Raw genomic sequence first — 20140 nt, forward strand, 5'->3', positions numbered from 1 at the left:
GGAATTTAATCTTGACGATGACCTACTCTCACATGGGGAAACCCCACACTACCATCGGCGATGCATCGTTTCACTGCTGAGTTCGGGATGGGATCAGGTGGTTCCAACGCTCTATGGTCGTCAAGAAATTCGGGTACTGAGTCGTGGCCAGATGGCCTCGCTTCAGCAAATTGGGTATGTGACAGCTTTCGGTGTTTGTGAACATCGAACTTTCGGTTCGTTTCGTCTTCACACACCGCAATCTGATGCTCTTTCGAGTAGTCAAATTGCTTGGGTGTTATATGGTCAAGCCTCACGGGCAATTAGTATTGGTTAGCTCAACGCCTCACAGCGCTTACACACCCAACCTATCAACGTCGTAGTCTTCGACGGCCCTTCAGGGAACTCAAGGTTCCAGTGAGATCTCATCTTGAGGCAAGTTTCCCGCTTAGATGCTTTCAGCGGTTATCTTTCCCGAACATAGCTACCCGGCAATGCCACTGGCGTGACAACCGGAACACCAGAGGTTCGTCCACTCCGGTCCTCTCGTACTAGGAGCAGCCCCTCTCAAATCTCAAACGTCCACGGCAGATAGGGACCGAACTGTCTCACGACGTTCTAAACCCAGCTCGCGTACCACTTTAAATGGCGAACAGCCATACCCTTGGGACCGGCTTCAGCCCCAGGATGTGATGAGCCGACATCGAGGTGCCAAACACCGCCGTCGATATGAACTCTTGGGCGGTATCAGCCTGTTATCCCCGGAGTACCTTTTATCCGTTGAGCGATGGCCCTTCCATACAGAACCACCGGATCACTAAGACCTACTTTCGTACCTGCTCGACGTGTCTGTCTCGCAGTCAAGCGCGCTTTTGCCTTTATACTCTACGACCGATTTCCGACCGGTCTGAGCGCACCTTCGTACTCCTCCGTTACTCTTTAGGAGGAGACCGCCCCAGTCAAACTACCCACCATACACTGTCCTCGATCCGGATAACGGACCTGAGTTAGAACCTCAAAGTTGCCAGGGTGGTATTTCAAGGTTGGCTCCACGCGAACTGGCGTCCACGCTTCAAAGCCTCCCACCTATCCTACACAAGCAAATTCAAAGTCCAGTGCAAAGCTATAGTAAAGGTTCACGGGGTCTTTCCGTCTAGCCGCGGATACACTGCATCTTCACAGCGATTTCAATTTCACTGAGTCTCGGGTGGAGACAGCGCCGCCATCGTTACGCCATTCGTGCAGGTCGGAACTTACCCGACAAGGAATTTCGCTACCTTAGGACCGTTATAGTTACGGCCGCCGTTTACCGGGGCTTCGATCAAGAGCTTCGCGTTAGCTAACCCCATCAATTAACCTTCCGGCACCGGGCAGGCGTCACACCCTATACGTCCACTTTCGTGTTTGCAGAGTGCTGTGTTTTTAATAAACAGTCGCAGCGGCCTGGTATCTTCGACCGGCATGAGCTTACGGAGCAAGTCCTTCACCCTCACCGGCGCACCTTCTCCCGAAGTTACGGTGCCATTTTGCCTAGTTCCTTCACCCGAGTTCTCTCAAGCGCCTTGGTATTCTCTACCCAACCACCTGTGTCGGTTTGGGGTACGGTTCCTGGTTACCTGAAGCTTAGAAGCTTTTCTTGGAAGCATGGCATCAACCACTTCGTGTTCTAAAAGAACACTCGTCATCAGCTCTCGGCCTTAGAATCCCGGATTTACCTAAGATTCCAGCCTACCACCTTAAACTTGGACAACCAACGCCAAGCTGGCCTAGCCTTCTCCGTCCCTCCATCGCAATAACCAGAAGTACAGGAATATTAACCTGTTTTCCATCGACTACGCTTTTCAGCCTCGCCTTAGGGACCGACTAACCCTGCGTCGATTAACGTTGCGCAGGAAACCTTGGTCTTTCGGCGTGGGTGTTTTTCACACCCATTGTCGTTACTCATGTCAGCATTCGCACTTCTGATACCTCCAGCAAGCTTCTCAACTCACCTTCACAGGCTTACAGAACGCTCCTCTACCGCATCATCCTAAGATGATACCCGTAGCTTCGGTGTATGGTTTGAGCCCCGTTACATCTTCCGCGCAGGCCGACTCGACTAGTGAGCTATTACGCTTTCTTTAAAGGGTGGCTGCTTCTAAGCCAACCTCCTAGCTGTCTAAGCCTTCCCACATCGTTTCCCACTTAACCATAACTTTGGGACCTTAGCTGACGGTCTGGGTTGTTTCCCTTTTCACGACGGACGTTAGCACCCGCCGTGTGTCTCCCATGCTCGGCACTTGTAGGTATTCGGAGTTTGCATCGGTTTGGTAAGTCGGGATGACCCCCTAGCCGAAACAGTGCTCTACCCCCTACAGTGATACATGAGGCGCTACCTAAATAGCTTTCGAGGAGAACCAGCTATCTCCGAGCTTGATTAGCCTTTCACTCCGATCCACAGGTCATCCGCTAACTTTTCAACGGTAGTCGGTTCGGTCCTCCAGTTAGTGTTACCCAACCTTCAACCTGCCCATGGATAGATCGCCCGGTTTCGGGTCTATTCCCAGCGACTAGACGCCCTATTAAGACTCGCTTTCGCTACGCCTCCCCTATTCGGTTAAGCTCGCCACTGAAAATAAGTCGCTGACCCATTATACAAAAGGTACGCAGTCACAGAACAAAGTCTGCTCCCACTGCTTGTACGCATACGGTTTCAGGATCTATTTCACTCCCCTCTCCGGGGTTCTTTTCGCCTTTCCCTCACGGTACTAGTTCACTATCGGTCAGTCAGTAGTATTTAGCCTTGGAGGATGGTCCCCCCATATTCAGACAAAGTTTCTCGTGCTCCGTCCTACTCGATTTCATGACTAAGAGATTTTCGCGTACAGGGCTATCACCCACTATGGCCGCACTTTCCAGAGCGTTCCGCTAATCTCAAAGCCACTTAAGGGCTAGTCCCCGTTCGCTCGCCACTACTAAGGGAATCTCGGTTGATTTCTTTTCCTCAGGGTACTTAGATGTTTCAGTTCCCCTGGTTCGCCTCTTGCACCTATGTATTCAGTACAAGATAACCATCTTATGATGGCTGGGTTCCCCCATTCAGACATCTCCGGATCAAAGTCTGTTTGCCGACTCCCCGAAGCTTTTCGCAGGCTACCACGTCTTTCATCGCCTCTGACTGCCAAGGCATCCACCGTATGCGCTTCTTCACTTGACCATATAACCCCAAGCAATCTGGTTATACTGTGAAGACGACATTCGCCGAAAATTCGATAATACTCAATTCAGAGTAACTCACAAATTTTACCTTAGCCTGATCCGTTACCAGTGAAAGTAACGTTCAGTCTATCTTTCTATCACATACCCAAATTTTTAAAGAACGATCTAATCAAAGACTAGAAATCAACATTCACCATCTTTCAATGGAATGCTCATTTCTAAGCTTTCATACGTCAGAAGCAGTAGTGGTGGAGCCAAACGGGATCGAACCGTTGACCTCCTGCGTGCAAGGCAGGCGCTCTCCCAGCTGAGCTATGGCCCCGTATTTCTACAGGCGTTTCCCACACAAAATTGGTGGGTCTGGGCAGATTCGAACTGCCGACCTCACCCTTATCAGGGGTGCGCTCTAACCAACTGAGCTACAGACCCAATTTCGGGCTGCTTCTTATCGTCTTCTTCAATGAATCAAGCAATTCGTGTGGGAGCTCATGGAGCAGCTGATGTCGTCGATTAAGGAGGTGATCCAGCCGCAGGTTCCCCTACGGCTACCTTGTTACGACTTCACCCCAGTCATGAATCACACCGTGGTAACCGTCCTCCCGAAGGTTAGACTAGCTACTTCTGGTGCAACCCACTCCCATGGTGTGACGGGCGGTGTGTACAAGGCCCGGGAACGTATTCACCGTGACATTCTGATTCACGATTACTAGCGATTCCGACTTCACGCAGTCGAGTTGCAGACTGCGATCCGGACTACGATCGGTTTTATGGGATTAGCTCCACCTCGCGGCTTGGCAACCCTTTGTACCGACCATTGTAGCACGTGTGTAGCCCAGGCCGTAAGGGCCATGATGACTTGACGTCATCCCCACCTTCCTCCGGTTTGTCACCGGCAGTCTCCTTAGAGTGCCCACCATTACGTGCTGGTAACTAAGGACAAGGGTTGCGCTCGTTACGGGACTTAACCCAACATCTCACGACACGAGCTGACGACAGCCATGCAGCACCTGTCTCAATGTTCCCGAAGGCACCAATCCATCTCTGGAAAGTTCATTGGATGTCAAGGCCTGGTAAGGTTCTTCGCGTTGCTTCGAATTAAACCACATGCTCCACCGCTTGTGCGGGCCCCCGTCAATTCATTTGAGTTTTAACCTTGCGGCCGTACTCCCCAGGCGGTCAACTTAATGCGTTAGCTGCGCCACTAAGAGCTCAAGGCTCCCAACGGCTAGTTGACATCGTTTACGGCGTGGACTACCAGGGTATCTAATCCTGTTTGCTCCCCACGCTTTCGCACCTCAGTGTCAGTATCAGTCCAGGTGGTCGCCTTCGCCACTGGTGTTCCTTCCTATATCTACGCATTTCACCGCTACACAGGAAATTCCACCACCCTCTACCATACTCTAGCTTGTCAGTTTTGAATGCAGTTCCCAGGTTGAGCCCGGGGATTTCACATCCAACTTAACAAACCACCTACGCGCGCTTTACGCCCAGTAATTCCGATTAACGCTTGCACCCTCTGTATTACCGCGGCTGCTGGCACAGAGTTAGCCGGTGCTTATTCTGTCGGTAACGTCAAAACACTAACGTATTAGGTTAATGCCCTTCCTCCCAACTTAAAGTGCTTTACAATCCGAAGACCTTCTTCACACACGCGGCATGGCTGGATCAGGCTTTCGCCCATTGTCCAATATTCCCCACTGCTGCCTCCCGTAGGAGTCTGGACCGTGTCTCAGTTCCAGTGTGACTGATCATCCTCTCAGACCAGTTACGGATCGTCGCCTTGGTGAGCCATTACCTCACCAACTAGCTAATCCGACCTAGGCTCATCTGATAGCGCAAGGCCCGAAGGTCCCCTGCTTTCTCCCGTAGGACGTATGCGGTATTAGCGTTCCTTTCGAAACGTTGTCCCCCACTACCAGGCAGATTCCTAGGCATTACTCACCCGTCCGCCGCTGAATTCAGGAGCAAGCTCCTGTCATCCGCTCGACTTGCATGTGTTAGGCCTGCCGCCAGCGTTCAATCTGAGCCATGATCAAACTCTTCAGTTCAAACATCTTTGGGTTTTTAAGAAACCCTAAACTTGGCTCAGCAATCGTTGGTTACATCTTTGATTTCTCGCGGAGTAACTTGTGATGCTGATAATCTTGTTGACTATCAGTCTGACTCCACAAGCACCCACACGAATTGCTTGATTCAGTTGTTAAAGAGCGGTTGGTTAAGATCTTTCGTCTCAACCGAGGCGCGCATTCTACAGCAGCCTCATTTGCTGTCAAGTGATTATTTTCAGAAGTTTTCGAAGAATTCTTCAACAACTTCAACCACTTGCGCTTCCGATCTCTCGTTAGCGGGAGGCGAATTCTACAGCGTTACTCGCTGTTGTCAACACCTCTTTTTCTCCGCTTTCGACCGAGAAGATCGAACCGTTAAAAGAGCCAAACATCACCGCTCTTCCAACTCCTTCCAGGCTTCGATGAACTGAAGCGACCCACTCTCGAAACCTACTTAACTCATTGAATCTCAAGGAGTTTTCCGTTTCGACTGCGCCGGAAGTGGGGCGAATTATAGACGTCTGGAATCTGCCGTCAACCGCTATTTTCATAATTCTGTCATATCAGTCAAAAAAGCCCGAAAACGCAAAGGCCGACCTTAAAAGGTCGGCCTTCTGCATGCCCCTCTACTTATAAGCTAGGGAATGCGAACTGCGAAGCCTCATGGCTCGCACGCTGAGGCCAGCGCTGAGTGATCGCCTTGCGACGGGTATAGAAGCGAACACCATCCGGGCCGTAGGCATGCAGGTCGCCGAACAGCGAACGCTTCCAACCGCCAAAGCTGTGGTAAGCCACCGGCACCGGCAGAGGAACGTTGACGCCAACCATGCCGACTTCGATCTCATCACAGAACAGACGCGCCGCTTCACCATCACGAGTGAAGATGCAGGTGCCGTTACCGTATTCGTGATCGTTGATCAGCTGCATAGCCTCTTCCAGGCTGTTGACGCGAACAACGCACAGCACCGGACCGAAGATCTCTTCTTTATAGATGCGCATCTCAGGGGTGACGTTGTCGAACAGGCAGCCACCCAGGAAGAAGCCTTCCTCATGCCCCGCCACGCTCAGACCACGACCGTCGACCACCAGAGTCGCGCCCGCCGCCACGCCGTCATCCACATAGCCGCTGACCTTGTCGCGAGCCTGACCGGTAACCAGCGGTCCCATGTCCAGACCACAGGAAGTCCCTGCACCGATTTTCAGCGCCTTGATCTGTGGAACCAGTTTGGCCACCAGCGCATCCGCAACCTGGTCGCCCACACACACGGCTACCGAAATCGCCATGCAGCGCTCACCGCAGGAACCGTAAGCCGCGCCCATCAGTGCGCTGACCGCGTTGTCCAGATCTGCATCCGGCATCAGCACCGCATGATTCTTCGCGCCGCCCAGTGCCTGAACGCGTTTGCCGCGCTTGGTGCCTTCGGCGTAGATGTATTCCGCAATCGGCGTCGAACCGACGAAGCTCAGCGCTTTGACTTCCGGCGCTTCGATCAACGCGTCTACCGCGGTCTTGTCACCGTGTACCACGCTCATCACGCCTTTTGGCAGACCCGCTTCCAGCAGCAGCTGAGCGATCAGCAGCGTGGAGCTTGGATCACGCTCGGACGGCTTGAGGATGAAGCAATTGCCGCAGACGATCGCCAGTGGGTACATCCACAACGGCACCATGGCTGGGAAGTTGAACGGCGTGATACCGGCAACAATGCCCAGTGGCTGGAAGTCCGACCAGGCGTCGATGTTCGGGCCGACGTTGCGGCTGTACTCGCCCTTGAGGATTTCCGGGGCGGCGCAGGCGAACTCGACGTTCTCGATACCGCGCTTCAGCTCGCCGGCAGCGTCTTCTAGGGTCTTGCCGTGTTCTTCGCTGATCAATTGTGAGATGCGCGCCTCGTTCTGCTCCAGCAGTTGCTTGAAGCGGAACATCACCTGGGCACGCTTGGCCGGTGGCGTGTTGCGCCAGGCCGGGAACGCAGCCTTGGCGGCATCGATGGCTTTCTGGATGGTTTCGCGGGTGGCCAGTGGCAGCTTGTGGATTGCCTGGCCGGTAGACGGGTTGAATACATCAACCGCGCGACCGTTCTCGGTCACCAGTTCACCATTGATCAAATGCGGGATAACGCTCATCGAAAACTCCTGAATTTTTGTCCACAGACACCCGAGCGGGGTGCCTGTGTTTTGTAGGTATATATAGAAGGAAAAATCAGTCGAGCTTGTTCAGCACTTCGCCGACCGCGTCGAACAGACGATCCAGGTCTTGCGGCTTGCTGTTGAAGGTTGGGCCGAACTGCAGGGTGTCGCCGCCGAAGCGCACGTAGAACCCGGCTTTCCACAATGCCATGCCCGCTTCGAACGGACGCACGATGGCATCGCCATCACGACCGGCAATCTGAATCGCACCGGCCAGACCGTAGTTGCGGATGTCGATGACGTTCTTCGAGCCTTTCAGCCCGTGCAGCGCGTTCTCGAAATGCGGAGCGACTTCGGCGACGCTCTGCACCAGGTTTTCCTTTTGCAGCAGATCCAGTGCTGCCAGGCCAGCGGCGCAGGCCACCGGGTGCGCCGAGTAGGTGTAGCCGTGCGGGAATTCCACGGCGTATTCCGGAGTCGCCTGGTTCATGAAGGTCTGGTAGATCTCGGAGCTGGCAATCACCGCACCCATCGGGATCGCGCCGTTGGTGATTTGTTTGGCGATGCACATCAGGTCCGGGGTGACGCCAAAGCTGTCGGAACCGAACATCGAGCCGGTGCGGCCGAAACCGGTGATCACTTCGTCGAAGACCAGCAGGATGTTGTGCTGATCACAGATTTCACGCAGACGTTTCAGGTAACCCTGCGGCGGCACCAATACACCGGCGGAACCGGCCATCGGTTCAACGAACACCGCGGCGATGTTCGATGCGTCGTGCAGTTCGATCAGCTTCAGCAACTCGTCGGCCAGAGCGATACCGCCCTGCTCCGGCATGCCACGGGAGAACGCATTGCTCGCCAGCAACGTGTGCGGCAGGTGATCGACGTCCATCATCGACTGACCGAACAGCTTGCGGTTGCCGTTGACGCCGCCGAGGCTGGTGCCGGCGATGTTCACGCCGTGATAACCCCGGGCACGACCGATCATTTTGGTCTTGGTCGCCTGACCTTTCAGACGCCAGTAGGCACGGACCATTTTCACCGCCGTGTCGGCGCACTCGGAGCCGGAGTCGGTGAAGAACACATGGTTCAGGTTGCCCGGGGTCAGGTCAGTGATTTTTTCGGCCAGTTGAAAGGACAAAGGGTGGCCGTACTGGAAGCCTGGCGAGTAATCGAGGGTGCCCAATTGTTTGGAGACCGCTTCCTGAATTTCCTTGCGGGTGTGCCCGGCGCCGCAGGTCCACAGACCCGACAGTGAGTCGTACACCTTGCGGCCTTTGTCATCGATGAGCCAACTGCCTTCTGCACCAACAATCAGACGCGGATCGCGCTGAAAGTTACGGTTGGCGGTGTACGGCATCCAGTGCGCGTCCAGCTTCAGTTGGCTGGCCAGTGGCGACGGAGCGTTTTCGGGCATGTTCATCGGGCAAAACCTCGCAGGGCTTAAGCTTCAGGGAGATAAAAGTCGTTGTTGCAGCTAAATTGCCACGCGGATAAAGTCGGTGAAATCCAACTCTTCTAACCTTCAGTTAGACCATCACTAAACTTTGAGTGATTAAACATGAGCAGCCGTCGCCCCGATCCGCTGGCCCAGGTCAGTGACTTTGATATTCGCCTGCTGCGGATCTTTCGCAGCGTGGTGGAATCCGGCGGCTTCTCGGCGGCGGAAACCGTGCTCGGCATCGGGCGCTCGGCGATCAGCCAGCAGATGAGCGATCTGGAGCAACGCCTCGGATTGCGTTTGTGTCAGCGTGGCCGCGCTGGATTCTCCCTGACCGAAGAAGGTCGCGAGGTCTATCAGTCAGCCCTGCAGTTATTGAGTGCGCTGGAAAGTTTTCGCACCGAGGTCAACGGCCTGCACCAACACTTGCGTGGCGAGTTGATAATCGGCCTGACTGATAACCTGGTCACCCTGCCCCACATGCGCATCACCCACGCCCTCGCCCAATTGAAGGAGCGCGGGCCGGATGTGCAAATCCAGATCCGCATGATTGCGCCGAATGAAGTTGAACAAGGCGTGCTGGACGGTCGCCTGCATGTCGGCGTGGTGCCGCAGGCCAGTGCGCTTTCCGGGTTGGAATATCAACCGTTGTACAGCGAGCGCTCACTGCTTTATTGCGCGGTCGGTCATCCACTGTTTTATGTCGATGACAAACAACTCGATGACAAACGCCTTGATAGTCAGGACGCCATCGCCCCGACGTTTCGCTTGCCGGGGGAAATCCAGGCGCATTATCAGGCGCTCAACTGCACTGCCAGTGCCTCCGACCGTGAGGGCATGGCGTTTCTGATTCTGACCGGGCGCTACATTGGTTATCTGCCGGATCATTACGCCAGCCTTTGGGTACAGCAAGGGCGTTTACGCGCACTCAAGGCCGACACACGTTTTTATGATTTGAGTCTGGCATCGGTCACGCGCAAAGGCCGGCGCCCTCATTTGGTGCTGGAAAGCTTTCTGGAGAGTCTGGCGGCGACGCGTTAAACATTGCCCGCCGCCCAGCCACGTTAGGCCTTAGAGACAAAACCAAGCAATAACCTGAGCAAGTGGACAGCTTTTTGCAAAGCAGGATCAACCCCGATCCTTCAACAAGAAGCCCAACGCCATGCAGCCAGATTCCGAACCGTCCAGCGACTTGATCTACGGCCTCAACGACCGCCCGAAACCGCTGGCCGCAACCCTCGCCGCCCTGCAACACGTGCTCGCCAGTTTCGTCGGCATCATCACCCCACCGCTGGTGATCGGCTCGGCGCTTGGGCTGACCGCGCATTTGCCTTACCTGATCAGCATGGCGCTGATGGTGTCCGGGGTTGGCACGTTTATTCAGGCTCGCCGGCCGTTCGGGATCGGCGCGGGGATGATCTGCTTGCAAGGCACCAGTTTCGCCTTTCTCGGCGCGGTGCTGTCGGCCGGGTTTCTGGTCAAGCAGCGCGGCGGTAGCCCGGAAGACATTCTGGCGATGATCTTTGGTGTGTGCTTTTTCGGCGCGATTGTGCAGATCGTGCTCAGCCGTTTCATTGGTCAACTGCGCAGGGTGGTCACGCCGCTGGTGACCGGGATTGTCATCACACTGATCGGCATCAGCCTGATCAAGGTCGGCATCACCGATCTCGGCGGCGGCTTCAATGCCCCGGACTTCGGCGCGCCGGGCAATCTGGCGCTTGGCGTATTCGTGTTGCTGACGATCATTTTGCTCAACCGCTCGAACACGCCGTGGGTGCGGCTGTCGGCAATCATCATTGGTCTGCTGCTCGGGAGCCTCGCGGCGTGGTTCAGTGGGAAACTGGTCCCGCAGCCGTTGCCTGACTTGCCGCTGGTGAGTTTTCCTACACCGTTCAAGTTCGGATTCAGTTTTGACTGGACCGCTTTCCTGCCGGTCGCGCTGATTTATCTGATCAGCACCATCGAAACCGTCGGCGACCTCACCGCCAATTGCATGCTCGCCCGCCAACCCATCAGCGGCCCTTCTTATATAAGCCGCTTGCGCGGCGGTGTACTGGGTGATGGCGTGAGCTGCATGATCGCCGCAACGTTCAGCGCCTTCCCCAACACCACATTTGCGCAGAACAACGGCGTGATTCAGCTGACCGGCGTTGCCAGCCGCTACGTTGGCCTTTACATCGGCGCGATCCTGTTTTGTCTCGGCCTGTTTCCAATGATTGGTGCGGTGCTGCAACAGATACCGAAACCAGTACTCGGCGGCGCCACTCTGGTTATGTTCGGTGCCGTCGCCGCTGCCGGTGTGCGCATCCTCGCGCAGTCGCCGCTGGATCGGCGCAGCATGCTGATCATCGCCACGTCGTTCGGCGTCGGCCTGGGCATCGCCGCACAACCGAACCTGCTGCACCTGCTACCCAAACTGGTGCAAAACCTGTTCGACTCGGCGATTACCAGCGGCGGGCTAACGGCAATCATCCTTTGCCTGCTGCTGCCGGAAGCCAAAACAGCACCCGCTGAAGTGCAAGTGCCGCTGAACAAGATCGAACAGGCGTAACGGTTTTATCGCCTGAGGACTTGTCGGATGCTTGTGGGTGCGCTATCAACGCAATTGGTTGCACCCACAGACAAACCCGGAAGTGCCTATGACCTTTGAAGTCCCCGCTCACGGCGGCAAGCCCGCCAGCCGCATTCGTCAGAAGAACGAAGAGACCATTCTCAAAGCCGCCGAAGACGAGTTCGCCCGCCACGGGTACAAAGGCACCAGCATGAATACCATCGCCCAGAATGCCGGGTTGCCCAAGGCTAACCTGCATTACTACTTCACCAACAAGTTGGGGCTGTACGTGGCGGTGCTGAGCAACATCATCGAGTTGTGGGACAGCACCTTCAACACCCTCACCGCCGAAGACGATCCGGCCGAAGCGCTGACCCGCTACATCCGCGCCAAAATGGAATACTCCCGTCGCCAGCCACAAGCCTCGCGAATCTTTGCGATGGAAGTGATCAGCGGCGGCGAATGCCTGAGCGAGTATTTCAATCAGGATTACCGCGCCTGGTTCCAGGGCCGCGCGGCGGTGTTTCAGGCGTGGATCGATGCCGGCAAAATGGACCCGGTCGACCCGGTGCACCTGATCTTCCTGTTGTGGGGCAGCACCCAGCACTACGCCGACTTCGCCACGCAGATCTGCCGCGTCAGCGGGCGCAGCAAGTTGACCAAGCAGGACATGGAAGACGCCAGCAACAACCTGATCCGCATCATTCTCAAAGGCTGCGGCCTCACTCCTTCTCTATAAGACGTTTATGCCTTTCACCCTCAGCGGTTTTTGCGAGTACCGCGAAGAGATTCGCAAAAGCCGCTTTATCACTTTCGCTGCCCCCATCAGCAGTCCCGCTGACGCGCAGGCGTTCTTCGAACAGCACAGCGACTTGAACGCCTCGCACAATTGCTGGGCGTGGAAACTCGGCGATCAATATCGCAGCAATGACGACGGCGAACCGGGCGGCACGGCCGGGCGACCGATTCTGGCAGCGATTGAAGCGCAGGATTGCGATCAGGTCGCGGTGCTGGTGATCCGCTGGTACGGCGGCATTCAACTGGGCACCGGCGGTTTGGCGCGAGCCTATGGCGGTGGTGCGAACAAGTGCCTGCAAACGGCGGCGAAAGTCGAGTTGATCAGCCGCGTGCCCTTGCGTTGTGCCTGCGGCTTTGCCGAGTTGGCGTTGGTGAAGCTGCGGGTGGCGGATCTGGGCGGATTGGTAGTTGAGGAGCAGTTCACCTCGAACGGGGTTGAGTTGGGGTTGGCGGTGGGTGAAGCGCAGATTGAATTGTTGCAGAGCCAATTGGCAGATTTGAGTCGCGGAAGGATTCTGCTGCAGCGTTAAAGCAAGATCAAAAGATCGTCCGAAGGCTGCGATCTTTTAGGGCATCCCCCGTTTTCCTTATTCCACGCAGTTGCCCACATCTGCTGTGCACCCGGCTGTGGATAACCTGAGCACATCCCGCTGTAACCCTTCTGTCATGCGGCTTTGCGCGATTTGTTCACTTTTCGCTCAATCACTCTGCGAACGCGTATTTTTTTCGTAAAAACAATAAGTTAACCAGGTTTAGCACTATTGGAAGAAAGCATCACGGTGCTTATGCCCTTGATTCCATGTTGCGCACAAATACTGTGGAACAACCTGTGGATAAGCCGTTCATGACTGGCGCAGTTGCAGATTGCACATAGCTCCGACGCAGTTGCTCGTTTTTTGATCAATTGCTTGCGGGCAAAAGTGGAGCTTGATCAACGGCTTCGCCCCCAAGTGGTGCTCGTTGTTATGCCGAATTTACTGCAAGTGCTCTGCGACAGGCGCGGGGTATCGGTGTCTTCAGGTGTTCCTGACTCAATGGCCAGGAAATTGCTTTATCCACAGGCACAACTCCAAGCAAGTCGAGCCTGTCATGCCCATAGCCCCTCCTACCCCGCGCCTGCAACTGCGCCATATCAGCAAACGCTACCCCGGATGTCTGGCCAATGACGCTATTGATCTGAGCATTGCGCCCGGAGAAATCCATGCCTTGCTCGGTGAAAACGGCGCAGGCAAAAGCACGCTGATGAAGATCATCTACGGCGTCACTCAGGCCGACGCGGGCGAGATGCTCTGGCAAGGTCAGCGCGTGAACATGCGCAACCCGGCCCAGGCGCGACAGCTGGGGATCGGAATGGTCTTTCAACATTTCTCGCTGTTCGAAACCCTCAGCGTGGCGCAGAACATTGCGCTGGCGATGGGTGCGGCAGCGGGTACGCCGAAACAGCTTGAACCGAAGATTCGCGAAGTCTCGCGGCGCTACGGCATGGCGCTGGAGCCTGAGCGACTTGTCCACAGCCTGTCGATTGGCGAGCGGCAACGGGTGGAAATCATTCGCTGCCTGATGCAAGACATCCGTCTGCTGATTCTCGATGAACCGACTTCGGTGCTGACGCCGCAGGAGGCCGACGATTTGTTCATCACCCTGCGCCGTCTCGCCGCCGAGGGTTGCAGCATTTTGTTTATCAGCCACAAGCTCGGAGAAGTTCGCGCCTTGTGCCACAGCGCAACGGTGTTGCGCGGCGGGCGAGTGGCCGGGCATTGCGTACCGGCCGAATGCTCGGATCAACAGTTGGCGCAGATGATGGTGGGCGAAGCGGCGGCGTTGATTGGCGACTATCCGAAGGTCAGCGGTGGCGCGGTGTTTTTGCAGGTCAGCGGGTTGAGCTGGCATAACCCGGACCCGTTTGGCTGCTCACTGGCAGGCGTCGACTTGCAGGTGCGCAGCGGTGAAATCGTTGGCATCGCCGGGGTCGCGGGCAATGGTCAGGACGAATTGCTTGCCCTGCTCAGTGGGGAGCAAACGCTGTCACGGGTCGAGGCCGAAACGATTCGTTTCGGTCATCAGGCCGTTGCTGATTTACGCCCGGATGCACGACGCAGACTCGGTCTGGCTTTCGTCCCGGCCGAGCGCCTCGGCCATGGCGCGGTGCCGGAGTTGAGTCTGGCCGACAACGCGCTGCTGACAGCTTTTCAACAAGGGCTGGTGAGCAACGGTTTGATCGAACGCGGCAAAGTCGATGCCCTCGCCCAGCAAATCATTCAACGCTTCGGGGTAAAAACGCCGAATACGCAAACCGCCGCCCGCAGCCTGTCCGGCGGCAATCTACAGAAATTCATCCTCGGCCGGGAAATCCTCCAGCAACCTAAACTGCTGATCGCCGCGCACCCGACCTGGGGCGTGGATGTCGGCGCCGCCGCGACCATCCACCGCGCGTTGATCGCCTTGCGCGATGCCGGCGCGGCGATTCTGGTGATTTCCGAAGACCTCGATGAACTGTTCCAGATCAGTGACCGCCTCGGCGCCTTGTGCGGCGGCAAGCTGTCGGCGCTGCAAAACACCATGGACACGCAACTGAGTGACGTCGGCGGCTGGATGGCCGGTCAGTTCGATGCCCCTCAACAACACGCCACGGTTTAACGGAGTTTCAAACATGCTGCTTTCTCTCGAACCCCGTGGCCAGCAATCGCGTCTGATGCTTTGGTGCTCGCCGCTGTTGGCGGCGGCACTGACGCTCGGCTGCGGTTCGCTGCTGTTCATCGCCCTCGGTCATGATCCGCTGCAAACCTTGCATACGCTGCTGATCGCGCCGGTCAGCGACTTGTACGGTGTCTCGGAATTACTGGTCAAAGCCTTGCCGATTCTGCTCTGCGCGCTGGGCCTGGCGGTGGCCTACCAAGCGCGAATCTGGAACATCGGCGCCGAAGGTCAATTGCTGCTTGGCGCGCTCGCCGGCAGTGCCTTGGCGGTGAATATCATCGACATGCAAAGCCGTTGGGCGCTGGCGCTGATTCTGCTGACCGGCACCCTCGCCGGCGCCGCATGGGCGGGGCTCACCGCATGGCTGCGCACACGCTTCAACGCCAACGAAATCCTCACCAGCATCATGCTCAATTACATCGCGCTGAACTTGCTGCTGTTCTGCGTACATGGGCCGCTGAAGGACCCCGCCGGTTTCAATTTTCCCGAGTCGGCAATGTTCGGCGACGCCAGCCGTTTGCCGCTGTTGCTGGAGGATGGCCGCGTGCATGCCGGGGTGTATTTCGCCCTGCTCGCGCTGGTCGCGGTGTGGGTGTTGTTGCAGAAAAGTTTTATCGGTTTCCAGATCAAAGTGCTCGGGCTGGACAAGCGTGCGGCAGGGTTCGTCGGCTTTCGCGAGAAGCGTTTGATCTGGCTTGCCCTACTGATCAGCGGCGGGCTCGCGGGGCTTGCAGGTGTCTGCGAAGTCACCGGCCCAATCGGTCAATTGGTGCCGCAAGTGTCACCGGGTTATGGCTATGCGGCGATCACCGTGGCGTTTCTCGGGCGGCTCAACCCCATCGGGATTCTGTTCTCCAGTCTGCTGATGGCGCTGCTGTACATCGGGGGCGAGAACGCGCAGATGAGCCTCAATCTGCCGCAAGCGATCACTCAACTGTTTCAGGGAATGATGCTGTTTTTCCTGCTCGCCAGTGATGTGCTGATTCTCTATCGGCCACGTCTGAATCTGCGCTGGGCACGGCGCACACAGACCCCCACCGTAACCGCCGGAGCGCTGTGATGGATATCGATCTGCTGAGCAATATTTTCTTCGCGATGGTGCGTTGCGGCACGCCGCTGCTGCTGGTAGCGCTGGGTGAACTGATCTGCGAGAAGAGCGGCGTGCTCAACCTCGGGCAGGAAGGGATGATGCTGTTTGGTGCGGTGATCGGTTTTATCGTCGCGCTCAACAGCGGCAACCTGTGGCTCGGCGTATTGCTGGCGATGCTCGCCGGGATGTTGCTGTCGTCGCTGTTTGCTTTGGTGGCGCTGGTGTTCAACGCCAATCAGGTAGCGACCGGGTTGGCCCTGACGATTTTTGGCGTGGGGTTGTCGACTTTCGTTGGGGCGGCCTGGGTCGGTAAACCATTGGCTGGATTCGAGCCGTTGGCGATTCCGTATCTGAGTGAAATCCCGCTGATCGGGCGGATGCTGTTCGCGCAGGATCTGCTGGTGTATCTGTCGTTCGGGCTGTTTGCGCTGGTGGCGTGGGTGATCATCAAAAGCCGTGTCGGGCTGATCATTCAAGCGGTCGGCGAGAACCCGGATGCGGCCAGTGCGATGGGCTTGCCAGTGTTGACCGTGCGCACCTTGGCGGTGCTTTTCGGCGGCGCGATGGCCGGGCTGGCCGGGGCGTATCTGTCGCTGGCGTACACGCCGATGTGGGCGGAAAACATGACGGCCGGGCGTGGCTGGATTGCCTTGGCGCTGGTGGTGTTTGCCAGTTGGCGGGTGTGGCGGTTGTTGCTGGGCGCCTATCTGTTCGGCCTCGCCAGCATCCTGCACCTGGTGGCGCAGGGGTTGGGGCTGGCGATTCCGTCGAGCCTGCTGGCGATGCTGCCGTACGTGGCGACGATTGTGGTGCTGGTGTTGTTGTCGCGCGATGCACTGCGGACACGGTTGTATGCGCCGGTGTCGTTGGGGCAGCCGTGGCAGTCGGGGCATTAATGCGGTGATTTCACGGGCCTCATCGCTGGCAAGCCAGCTCCCACAAGGATCTCGGGTGTGAACGAGGTCCATGTCACACAACAGGAACCTGTGGGAGCTGGCTTGCCAGCGATGGGGCCCGAACAGGCAACACCTGAGCAATGCCCCACGCCAGTTCGAAGACCAGAAAAACTGTCAAAATCGAACTGGCGCCATGGACCAGGGCATACCCCTGCCAAGCCGCAAACAGAAACCGCGCCACCGCGTCATAACGTCCATAAAGTGCCTGCGGATCACGAATCCGCAGCACCGCCCACACACAAACCACCGAGCCCAAAAGGTTCGCCATCAACATGTGCATCGGCGCGAACGCCGGCAACTCACCGGGCAAATCCAGCGCCTGACCGAGCGCGGTCAAAACCCCGTGCAACGCGGCAAAACTCCACGGCGTCACAAATGCAGCCGTGACGATCAGGTCGTACCAGGCGCTGCCGCGCACCACGTGTCGATATTGTGTTGAAGTCCACATCGTCCATGCTCCAGAAATTTGAGGAGCAACCACGGTAAAGCCTGGAGTATGCTCCAGGGTCAAGCCCTCTTCAGAGCATCACAAATGCGCATCGGTGAATTGGCACAGGCCAGCGCAGTCAGTCGCGACACGCTGCGTTTCTATGAGCAACGCGGATTGATCGCGGCGCAACGCAGTGCCAATGGTTATCGCGACTACCCGCCGGAAATGCTGCAACTGGTGCTCTACATCAGGACGGCGCAGCGTTTGGGTTTTACCCTCGGCGAGATCGGCGACAGCGTTGCCGCACTGTGGAACACGCCCGATCCGGAAAACGCTGTGGCGCAATTGCTGCGCGACAAGCTACAACTGATTGAAACCCGCATGAGCGAACTCGACGCGCTACGGCATGAGCTGCAACTACGGCTCGGCCAGGCCTGTCCATTGAGCCCTGAACGATAATTTTCAAGGAACCCATCATGTCCCAGGCAAAAAATGCACTGATCATCGGCGCCTCCCGTGGCTTGGGCCTCGGCTTGGTGAAGACCCTGCTGGGCGACGGCTGGCAAGTGACTGCCACCGTGCGCAATCCCTCGAACGCCGAGGCGCTGCAAGCGCTGGGCGACGTGCGGATCGAGAAGCTCGACATGGATGACCAGCAAGCGGTGATCGCCTTGAGCCAACAGTTGAAGGGTGAAACTTTCGACCTGCTGTTCGTCAATGCCGGGGTCAAAGGCCCGGCAGTACAGACCCCGGGCGGCGCGACCCTGGCGGAAGTCGGTCAGCTGTTTTTCACCAACGCGGTGGCGCCGATCAATCTGGCGCAACGCTTTGCCGGACAGATCCGCGATGGCAGCGGTGTGCTGGCGTTCATGAGCTCCGGGCTCGGCAGCGTGACGGTGCCGGATGCGCCGGAGCTGGCCCTGTACAAGGCGAGCAAGGCTGCGCTCAACTCGATGACCAACAGTTTTGTCACGCAATTGGGCGAACAGAAACTGACGGTGCTGTCGCTGCATCCGGGTTGGGTGAAGACCGACATGGGCGGTGAAGGGGCTGACCTTGATGTGGACACCAGCACACGCGGACTGATTGATCAGGTGAATGCGTTTACCGGCAAGGGCGGGCATCACTTCATCAATTACAAAGGCGAAACCATTCCCTGGTAAACGCACAAATCCTTTGGGAGCCGGGCTTGCCCGCGATGACGGAGTGCCAGTCGCCATATAAGGTGGCTGTTCCGACGCATTCGCTGGCAAGCCAGCTCCCACAGGGATGAACGGTGTCCTGTCGGGTGGGGCTTGCCCGGCGCGGTGATTTGTTTGAAACTGCGCACCTCGTCCGTCGCGGCGAACCTGGATCAGCAGACAGGGCAACACTGAGCTGGCAACCCTGAACCCACTTTCAGAGGAGCCGGCGGCAATGCCTGCGACCCGTACCTGGTTAAAAAACCCCCTCGCCATTTTCACCTCCAACGAGCTCGATGCCCGTGGCGGTCTGGTGCTGCAAGACGGCGTGATTGTCGAAGTGCTTGCCGCCGGTCAACAGCCTTCAGCGCCGTGCAATGAAGTGTTCGATGCCCGCGAGCATGTGATCCTGCCGGGCCTGATCAACACCCACCATCACTTCTATCAAACCCTCACTCGTGCCTGGGCGCCGGTGGTCAATCAGCCGTTGTTCCCGTGGCTGAAAACCCTGTACCCGGTGTGGGCACGTCTGACGCCGGAAAAACTCGCCCTCGCCACCAAAGTGGCTTTGGCCGAGTTGTTGCTGTCGGGTTGCACCACCGCTGCCGACCATCATTATCTGTTCCCGGACGGCCTGGAAAACGCCATCGACGTGCAAGTCGAAACCGTGCGTGAACTGGGCATGCGCGCCATGCTCACCCGTGGCTCGATGAGCCTCGGCGAGAAGGATGGCGGCCTGCCGCCGCAGCAGACCGTGCAAGAAGGCCAGGTGATTCTCGACGACAGTCAGCGCCTGATCCACGAGTACCACGAGCGTGGCGACGGTGCGCAAATCCAGATCGCTCTGGCACCGTGCTCGCCGTTTTCAGTGACCCCGGAAATCATGTCGGCCAGCGCCGAACTGGCGAATAAGCTCGACGTGCGCCTGCACACGCACCTGGCCGAAACCCTCGACGAAGAAGATTTCTGCCTGCAGCGTTTCGGCCTGCGCACCGTCGACTATCTGGACAGCGTCGGCTGGCTCGGCCCGCGCACCTGGCTGGCCCATGGCATCCACTTCAACCCGGACGAAATCGCCCGCCTCGGTCAGGCCGGCACCGGCATCTGTCACTGCCCAAGCTCAAACATGCGTCTGGCCTCGGGCATTTGCCCAAGCATCGATTTGACTGACGCCGGTGCGCTGTTCGGTCTGGGCGTGGATGGCTCGGCGTCCAACGATGCGTCGAACATGATCCTTGAAGCGCGTCAGGCGCTGTACATCCAGCGCCTGCGTTACGGCGCCGAGAAGATTACCCCTGAGCGCGTGCTGGGCTGGGCGACCAAGGGGTCGGCGAGCCTGTTGGGCCGTACCGACATTGGTGAACTGGCGGTGGGCAAACAGGCTGATCTGGCATTGTTCAAGCTCGATGAACTGCGCTTCTCTGGCAGCCACGATCCGATTTCGGCGCTGCTGCTGTGCGGCGCAGATCGAGCGGATCGGGTGATGATTGGCGGCAAGTGGCGCGTGGTTGATGGCCAGGTCGAAGGGCTGGATCTGAAAGGCCTGATCGCCGATCACAGCCAGGCTGCTCGCCAGCTGATCGCCGGTACCTGATCCAACACAACCCTGTAGGAGCTGCCGAAGGCTGCGATCTTTTGATTCTG

General features: G+C 57.3%; 13 protein-coding genes, 2 tRNA genes and 3 rRNA genes. 10 read left to right on the forward strand and 8 right to left on the reverse strand.

All coding sequences use genetic code 11. The features are described 5' to 3' along the window. Positions 1–9: 9 nt before the first annotated feature. The 7 genes from rrf to AB4P92_RS11690 form a co-directional block, all read right to left on the reverse strand. A 5S ribosomal RNA gene (gene rrf, locus AB4P92_RS11660) occupies positions 10–125 on the reverse strand. Between the two features lie 156 nt (positions 126–281). Next, positions 282–3175 (reverse strand): 23S ribosomal RNA (locus AB4P92_RS11665). 248 nt (positions 3176–3423) lie between these two features. Continuing rightward, positions 3424–3499, reverse strand: a tRNA-Ala gene (locus AB4P92_RS11670). 30 nt (positions 3500–3529) lie between these two features. Further along, positions 3530–3606: transfer RNA gene (locus tag AB4P92_RS11675), tRNA-Ile, on the reverse strand. 82 nt (positions 3607–3688) lie between these two features. After that, positions 3689–5225 (reverse strand): 16S ribosomal RNA (locus tag AB4P92_RS11680). Together the 16S, 23S and 5S rRNA genes with 2 tRNA genes alongside form the textbook arrangement of a ribosomal RNA operon. A 630-nt stretch (positions 5226–5855) precedes the next feature. Then, positions 5856–7349, reverse strand: a complete 1494-nt coding sequence (locus AB4P92_RS11685) for a CoA-acylating methylmalonate-semialdehyde dehydrogenase (protein WP_115145860.1) — start codon at positions 7347–7349, stop codon at positions 5856–5858. A 76-nt stretch (positions 7350–7425) separates the two neighbouring features. Then, positions 7426–8775 (reverse strand): aspartate aminotransferase family protein, encoded by a 1350-nt coding sequence (locus AB4P92_RS11690; RefSeq protein WP_115145861.1) that lies wholly within the window; start codon positions 8773–8775, stop codon positions 7426–7428. 138 nt (positions 8776–8913) lie between these two features. Between AB4P92_RS11690 and AB4P92_RS11695 the strand changes: the two genes are divergently transcribed. The 7 genes from AB4P92_RS11695 (at position 8914) to AB4P92_RS11725 (ending at position 16825) form a co-directional block, all read left to right on the forward strand. Further along, positions 8914–9834, forward strand: a complete 921-nt coding sequence (locus AB4P92_RS11695) for a LysR family transcriptional regulator (protein ID WP_047299651.1) — start codon at positions 8914–8916, stop codon at positions 9832–9834. Between the two features lie 121 nt (positions 9835–9955). Continuing rightward, positions 9956–11344: a uracil-xanthine permease family protein gene (locus tag AB4P92_RS11700; protein ID WP_200616983.1), complete on the forward strand. Its 1389-nt coding sequence runs from the start codon at positions 9956–9958 to the stop codon at positions 11342–11344. A gap of 88 nt (positions 11345–11432) precedes the next feature. After that, complete coding sequence (locus AB4P92_RS11705; protein WP_047299649.1) at positions 11433–12083, forward strand: TetR/AcrR family transcriptional regulator; 651 nt, start codon at positions 11433–11435, stop codon at positions 12081–12083. 7 nt (positions 12084–12090) lie between these two features. Next, positions 12091–12672 (forward strand): IMPACT family protein, encoded by a 582-nt coding sequence (locus AB4P92_RS11710; protein WP_395599402.1) that lies wholly within the window; start codon positions 12091–12093, stop codon positions 12670–12672. A gap of 559 nt (positions 12673–13231) precedes the next feature. Beyond that, positions 13232–14779: an ABC transporter ATP-binding protein gene (locus AB4P92_RS11715; protein ID WP_395599403.1), complete on the forward strand. Its 1548-nt coding sequence runs from the start codon at positions 13232–13234 to the stop codon at positions 14777–14779. Positions 14780–14792: 13 nt separating this feature from the next. Next, a complete protein-coding gene (locus AB4P92_RS11720; RefSeq protein WP_261736036.1) occupies positions 14793–15899 on the forward strand; it encodes an ABC transporter permease in 1107 nt (368 codons plus the stop codon). Next, positions 15899–16825 (forward strand): ABC transporter permease, encoded by a 927-nt coding sequence (locus AB4P92_RS11725; protein ID WP_042557525.1) that lies wholly within the window; start codon positions 15899–15901, stop codon positions 16823–16825. Before AB4P92_RS11720 ends, AB4P92_RS11725 begins: the two co-directional genes overlap by 1 nt. 73 nt (positions 16826–16898) lie before the next feature. On the opposite strand, the gene AB4P92_RS11730 is transcribed toward AB4P92_RS11725, so the two are convergent. Beyond that, positions 16899–17333, reverse strand: coding sequence for a hypothetical protein (locus AB4P92_RS11730; protein ID WP_395599668.1), 435 nt, complete (start codon positions 17331–17333; stop codon positions 16899–16901). A gap of 84 nt (positions 17334–17417) precedes the next feature. Between AB4P92_RS11730 and AB4P92_RS11735 the strand changes: the two genes are divergently transcribed. The 3 genes from AB4P92_RS11735 to AB4P92_RS11745 all read left to right on the forward strand — a co-directional run bounded on the left by AB4P92_RS11735 (position 17418) and on the right by AB4P92_RS11745 (position 20090). Continuing rightward, positions 17418–17774, forward strand: a complete 357-nt coding sequence (locus AB4P92_RS11735; RefSeq protein WP_261737312.1) for a MerR family transcriptional regulator — start codon at positions 17418–17420, stop codon at positions 17772–17774. Between the two features lie 17 nt (positions 17775–17791). Continuing rightward, a complete protein-coding gene (locus AB4P92_RS11740; RefSeq protein ID WP_042557523.1) occupies positions 17792–18478 on the forward strand; it encodes an SDR family oxidoreductase in 687 nt (228 codons plus the stop codon). 253 nt (positions 18479–18731) lie between these two features. Further along, the gene (locus AB4P92_RS11745; RefSeq protein ID WP_115145867.1) at positions 18732–20090 is read left to right on the forward strand and encodes an 8-oxoguanine deaminase; all 1359 of its coding nucleotides are present in this window, start codon (positions 18732–18734) and stop codon (positions 20088–20090) included. Positions 20091–20140: the final 50 nt, after the last annotated feature.

It is taken from the genome of Pseudomonas sp. A0308 (assembly GCF_044218815.1).
Lineage (GTDB): Bacteria > Pseudomonadota > Gammaproteobacteria > Pseudomonadales > Pseudomonadaceae > Aquipseudomonas > Aquipseudomonas iridis.

Coding starts and splice junctions, on each gene's coding strand:
- AB4P92_RS11685 (WP_115145860.1), bottom strand. CDS start 7,349: ATGAGCGTTATCCCGCATTTGATCAATGGTGAACTGGTGACCGAGAAC.
- AB4P92_RS11690 (WP_115145861.1), bottom strand. CDS start 8,775: ATGAACATGCCCGAAAACGCTCCGTCGCCACTGGCCAGCCAACTGAAG.
- AB4P92_RS11695 (WP_047299651.1), top strand. CDS start 8,914: ATGAGCAGCCGTCGCCCCGATCCGCTGGCCCAGGTCAGTGACTTTGAT.
- AB4P92_RS11700 (WP_200616983.1), top strand. CDS start 9,956: ATGCAGCCAGATTCCGAACCGTCCAGCGACTTGATCTACGGCCTCAAC.
- AB4P92_RS11705 (WP_047299649.1), top strand. CDS start 11,433: ATGACCTTTGAAGTCCCCGCTCACGGCGGCAAGCCCGCCAGCCGCATT.
- AB4P92_RS11710 (WP_395599402.1), top strand. CDS start 12,091: ATGCCTTTCACCCTCAGCGGTTTTTGCGAGTACCGCGAAGAGATTCGC.
- AB4P92_RS11715 (WP_395599403.1), top strand. CDS start 13,232: ATGCCCATAGCCCCTCCTACCCCGCGCCTGCAACTGCGCCATATCAGC.
- AB4P92_RS11720 (WP_261736036.1), top strand. CDS start 14,793: ATGCTGCTTTCTCTCGAACCCCGTGGCCAGCAATCGCGTCTGATGCTT.
- AB4P92_RS11725 (WP_042557525.1), top strand. CDS start 15,899: ATGGATATCGATCTGCTGAGCAATATTTTCTTCGCGATGGTGCGTTGC.
- AB4P92_RS11730 (WP_395599668.1), bottom strand. CDS start 17,333: ATGTGGACTTCAACACAATATCGACACGTGGTGCGCGGCAGCGCCTGG.
- AB4P92_RS11735 (WP_261737312.1), top strand. CDS start 17,418: ATGCGCATCGGTGAATTGGCACAGGCCAGCGCAGTCAGTCGCGACACG.
- AB4P92_RS11740 (WP_042557523.1), top strand. CDS start 17,792: ATGTCCCAGGCAAAAAATGCACTGATCATCGGCGCCTCCCGTGGCTTG.
- AB4P92_RS11745 (WP_115145867.1), top strand. CDS start 18,732: ATGCCTGCGACCCGTACCTGGTTAAAAAACCCCCTCGCCATTTTCACC.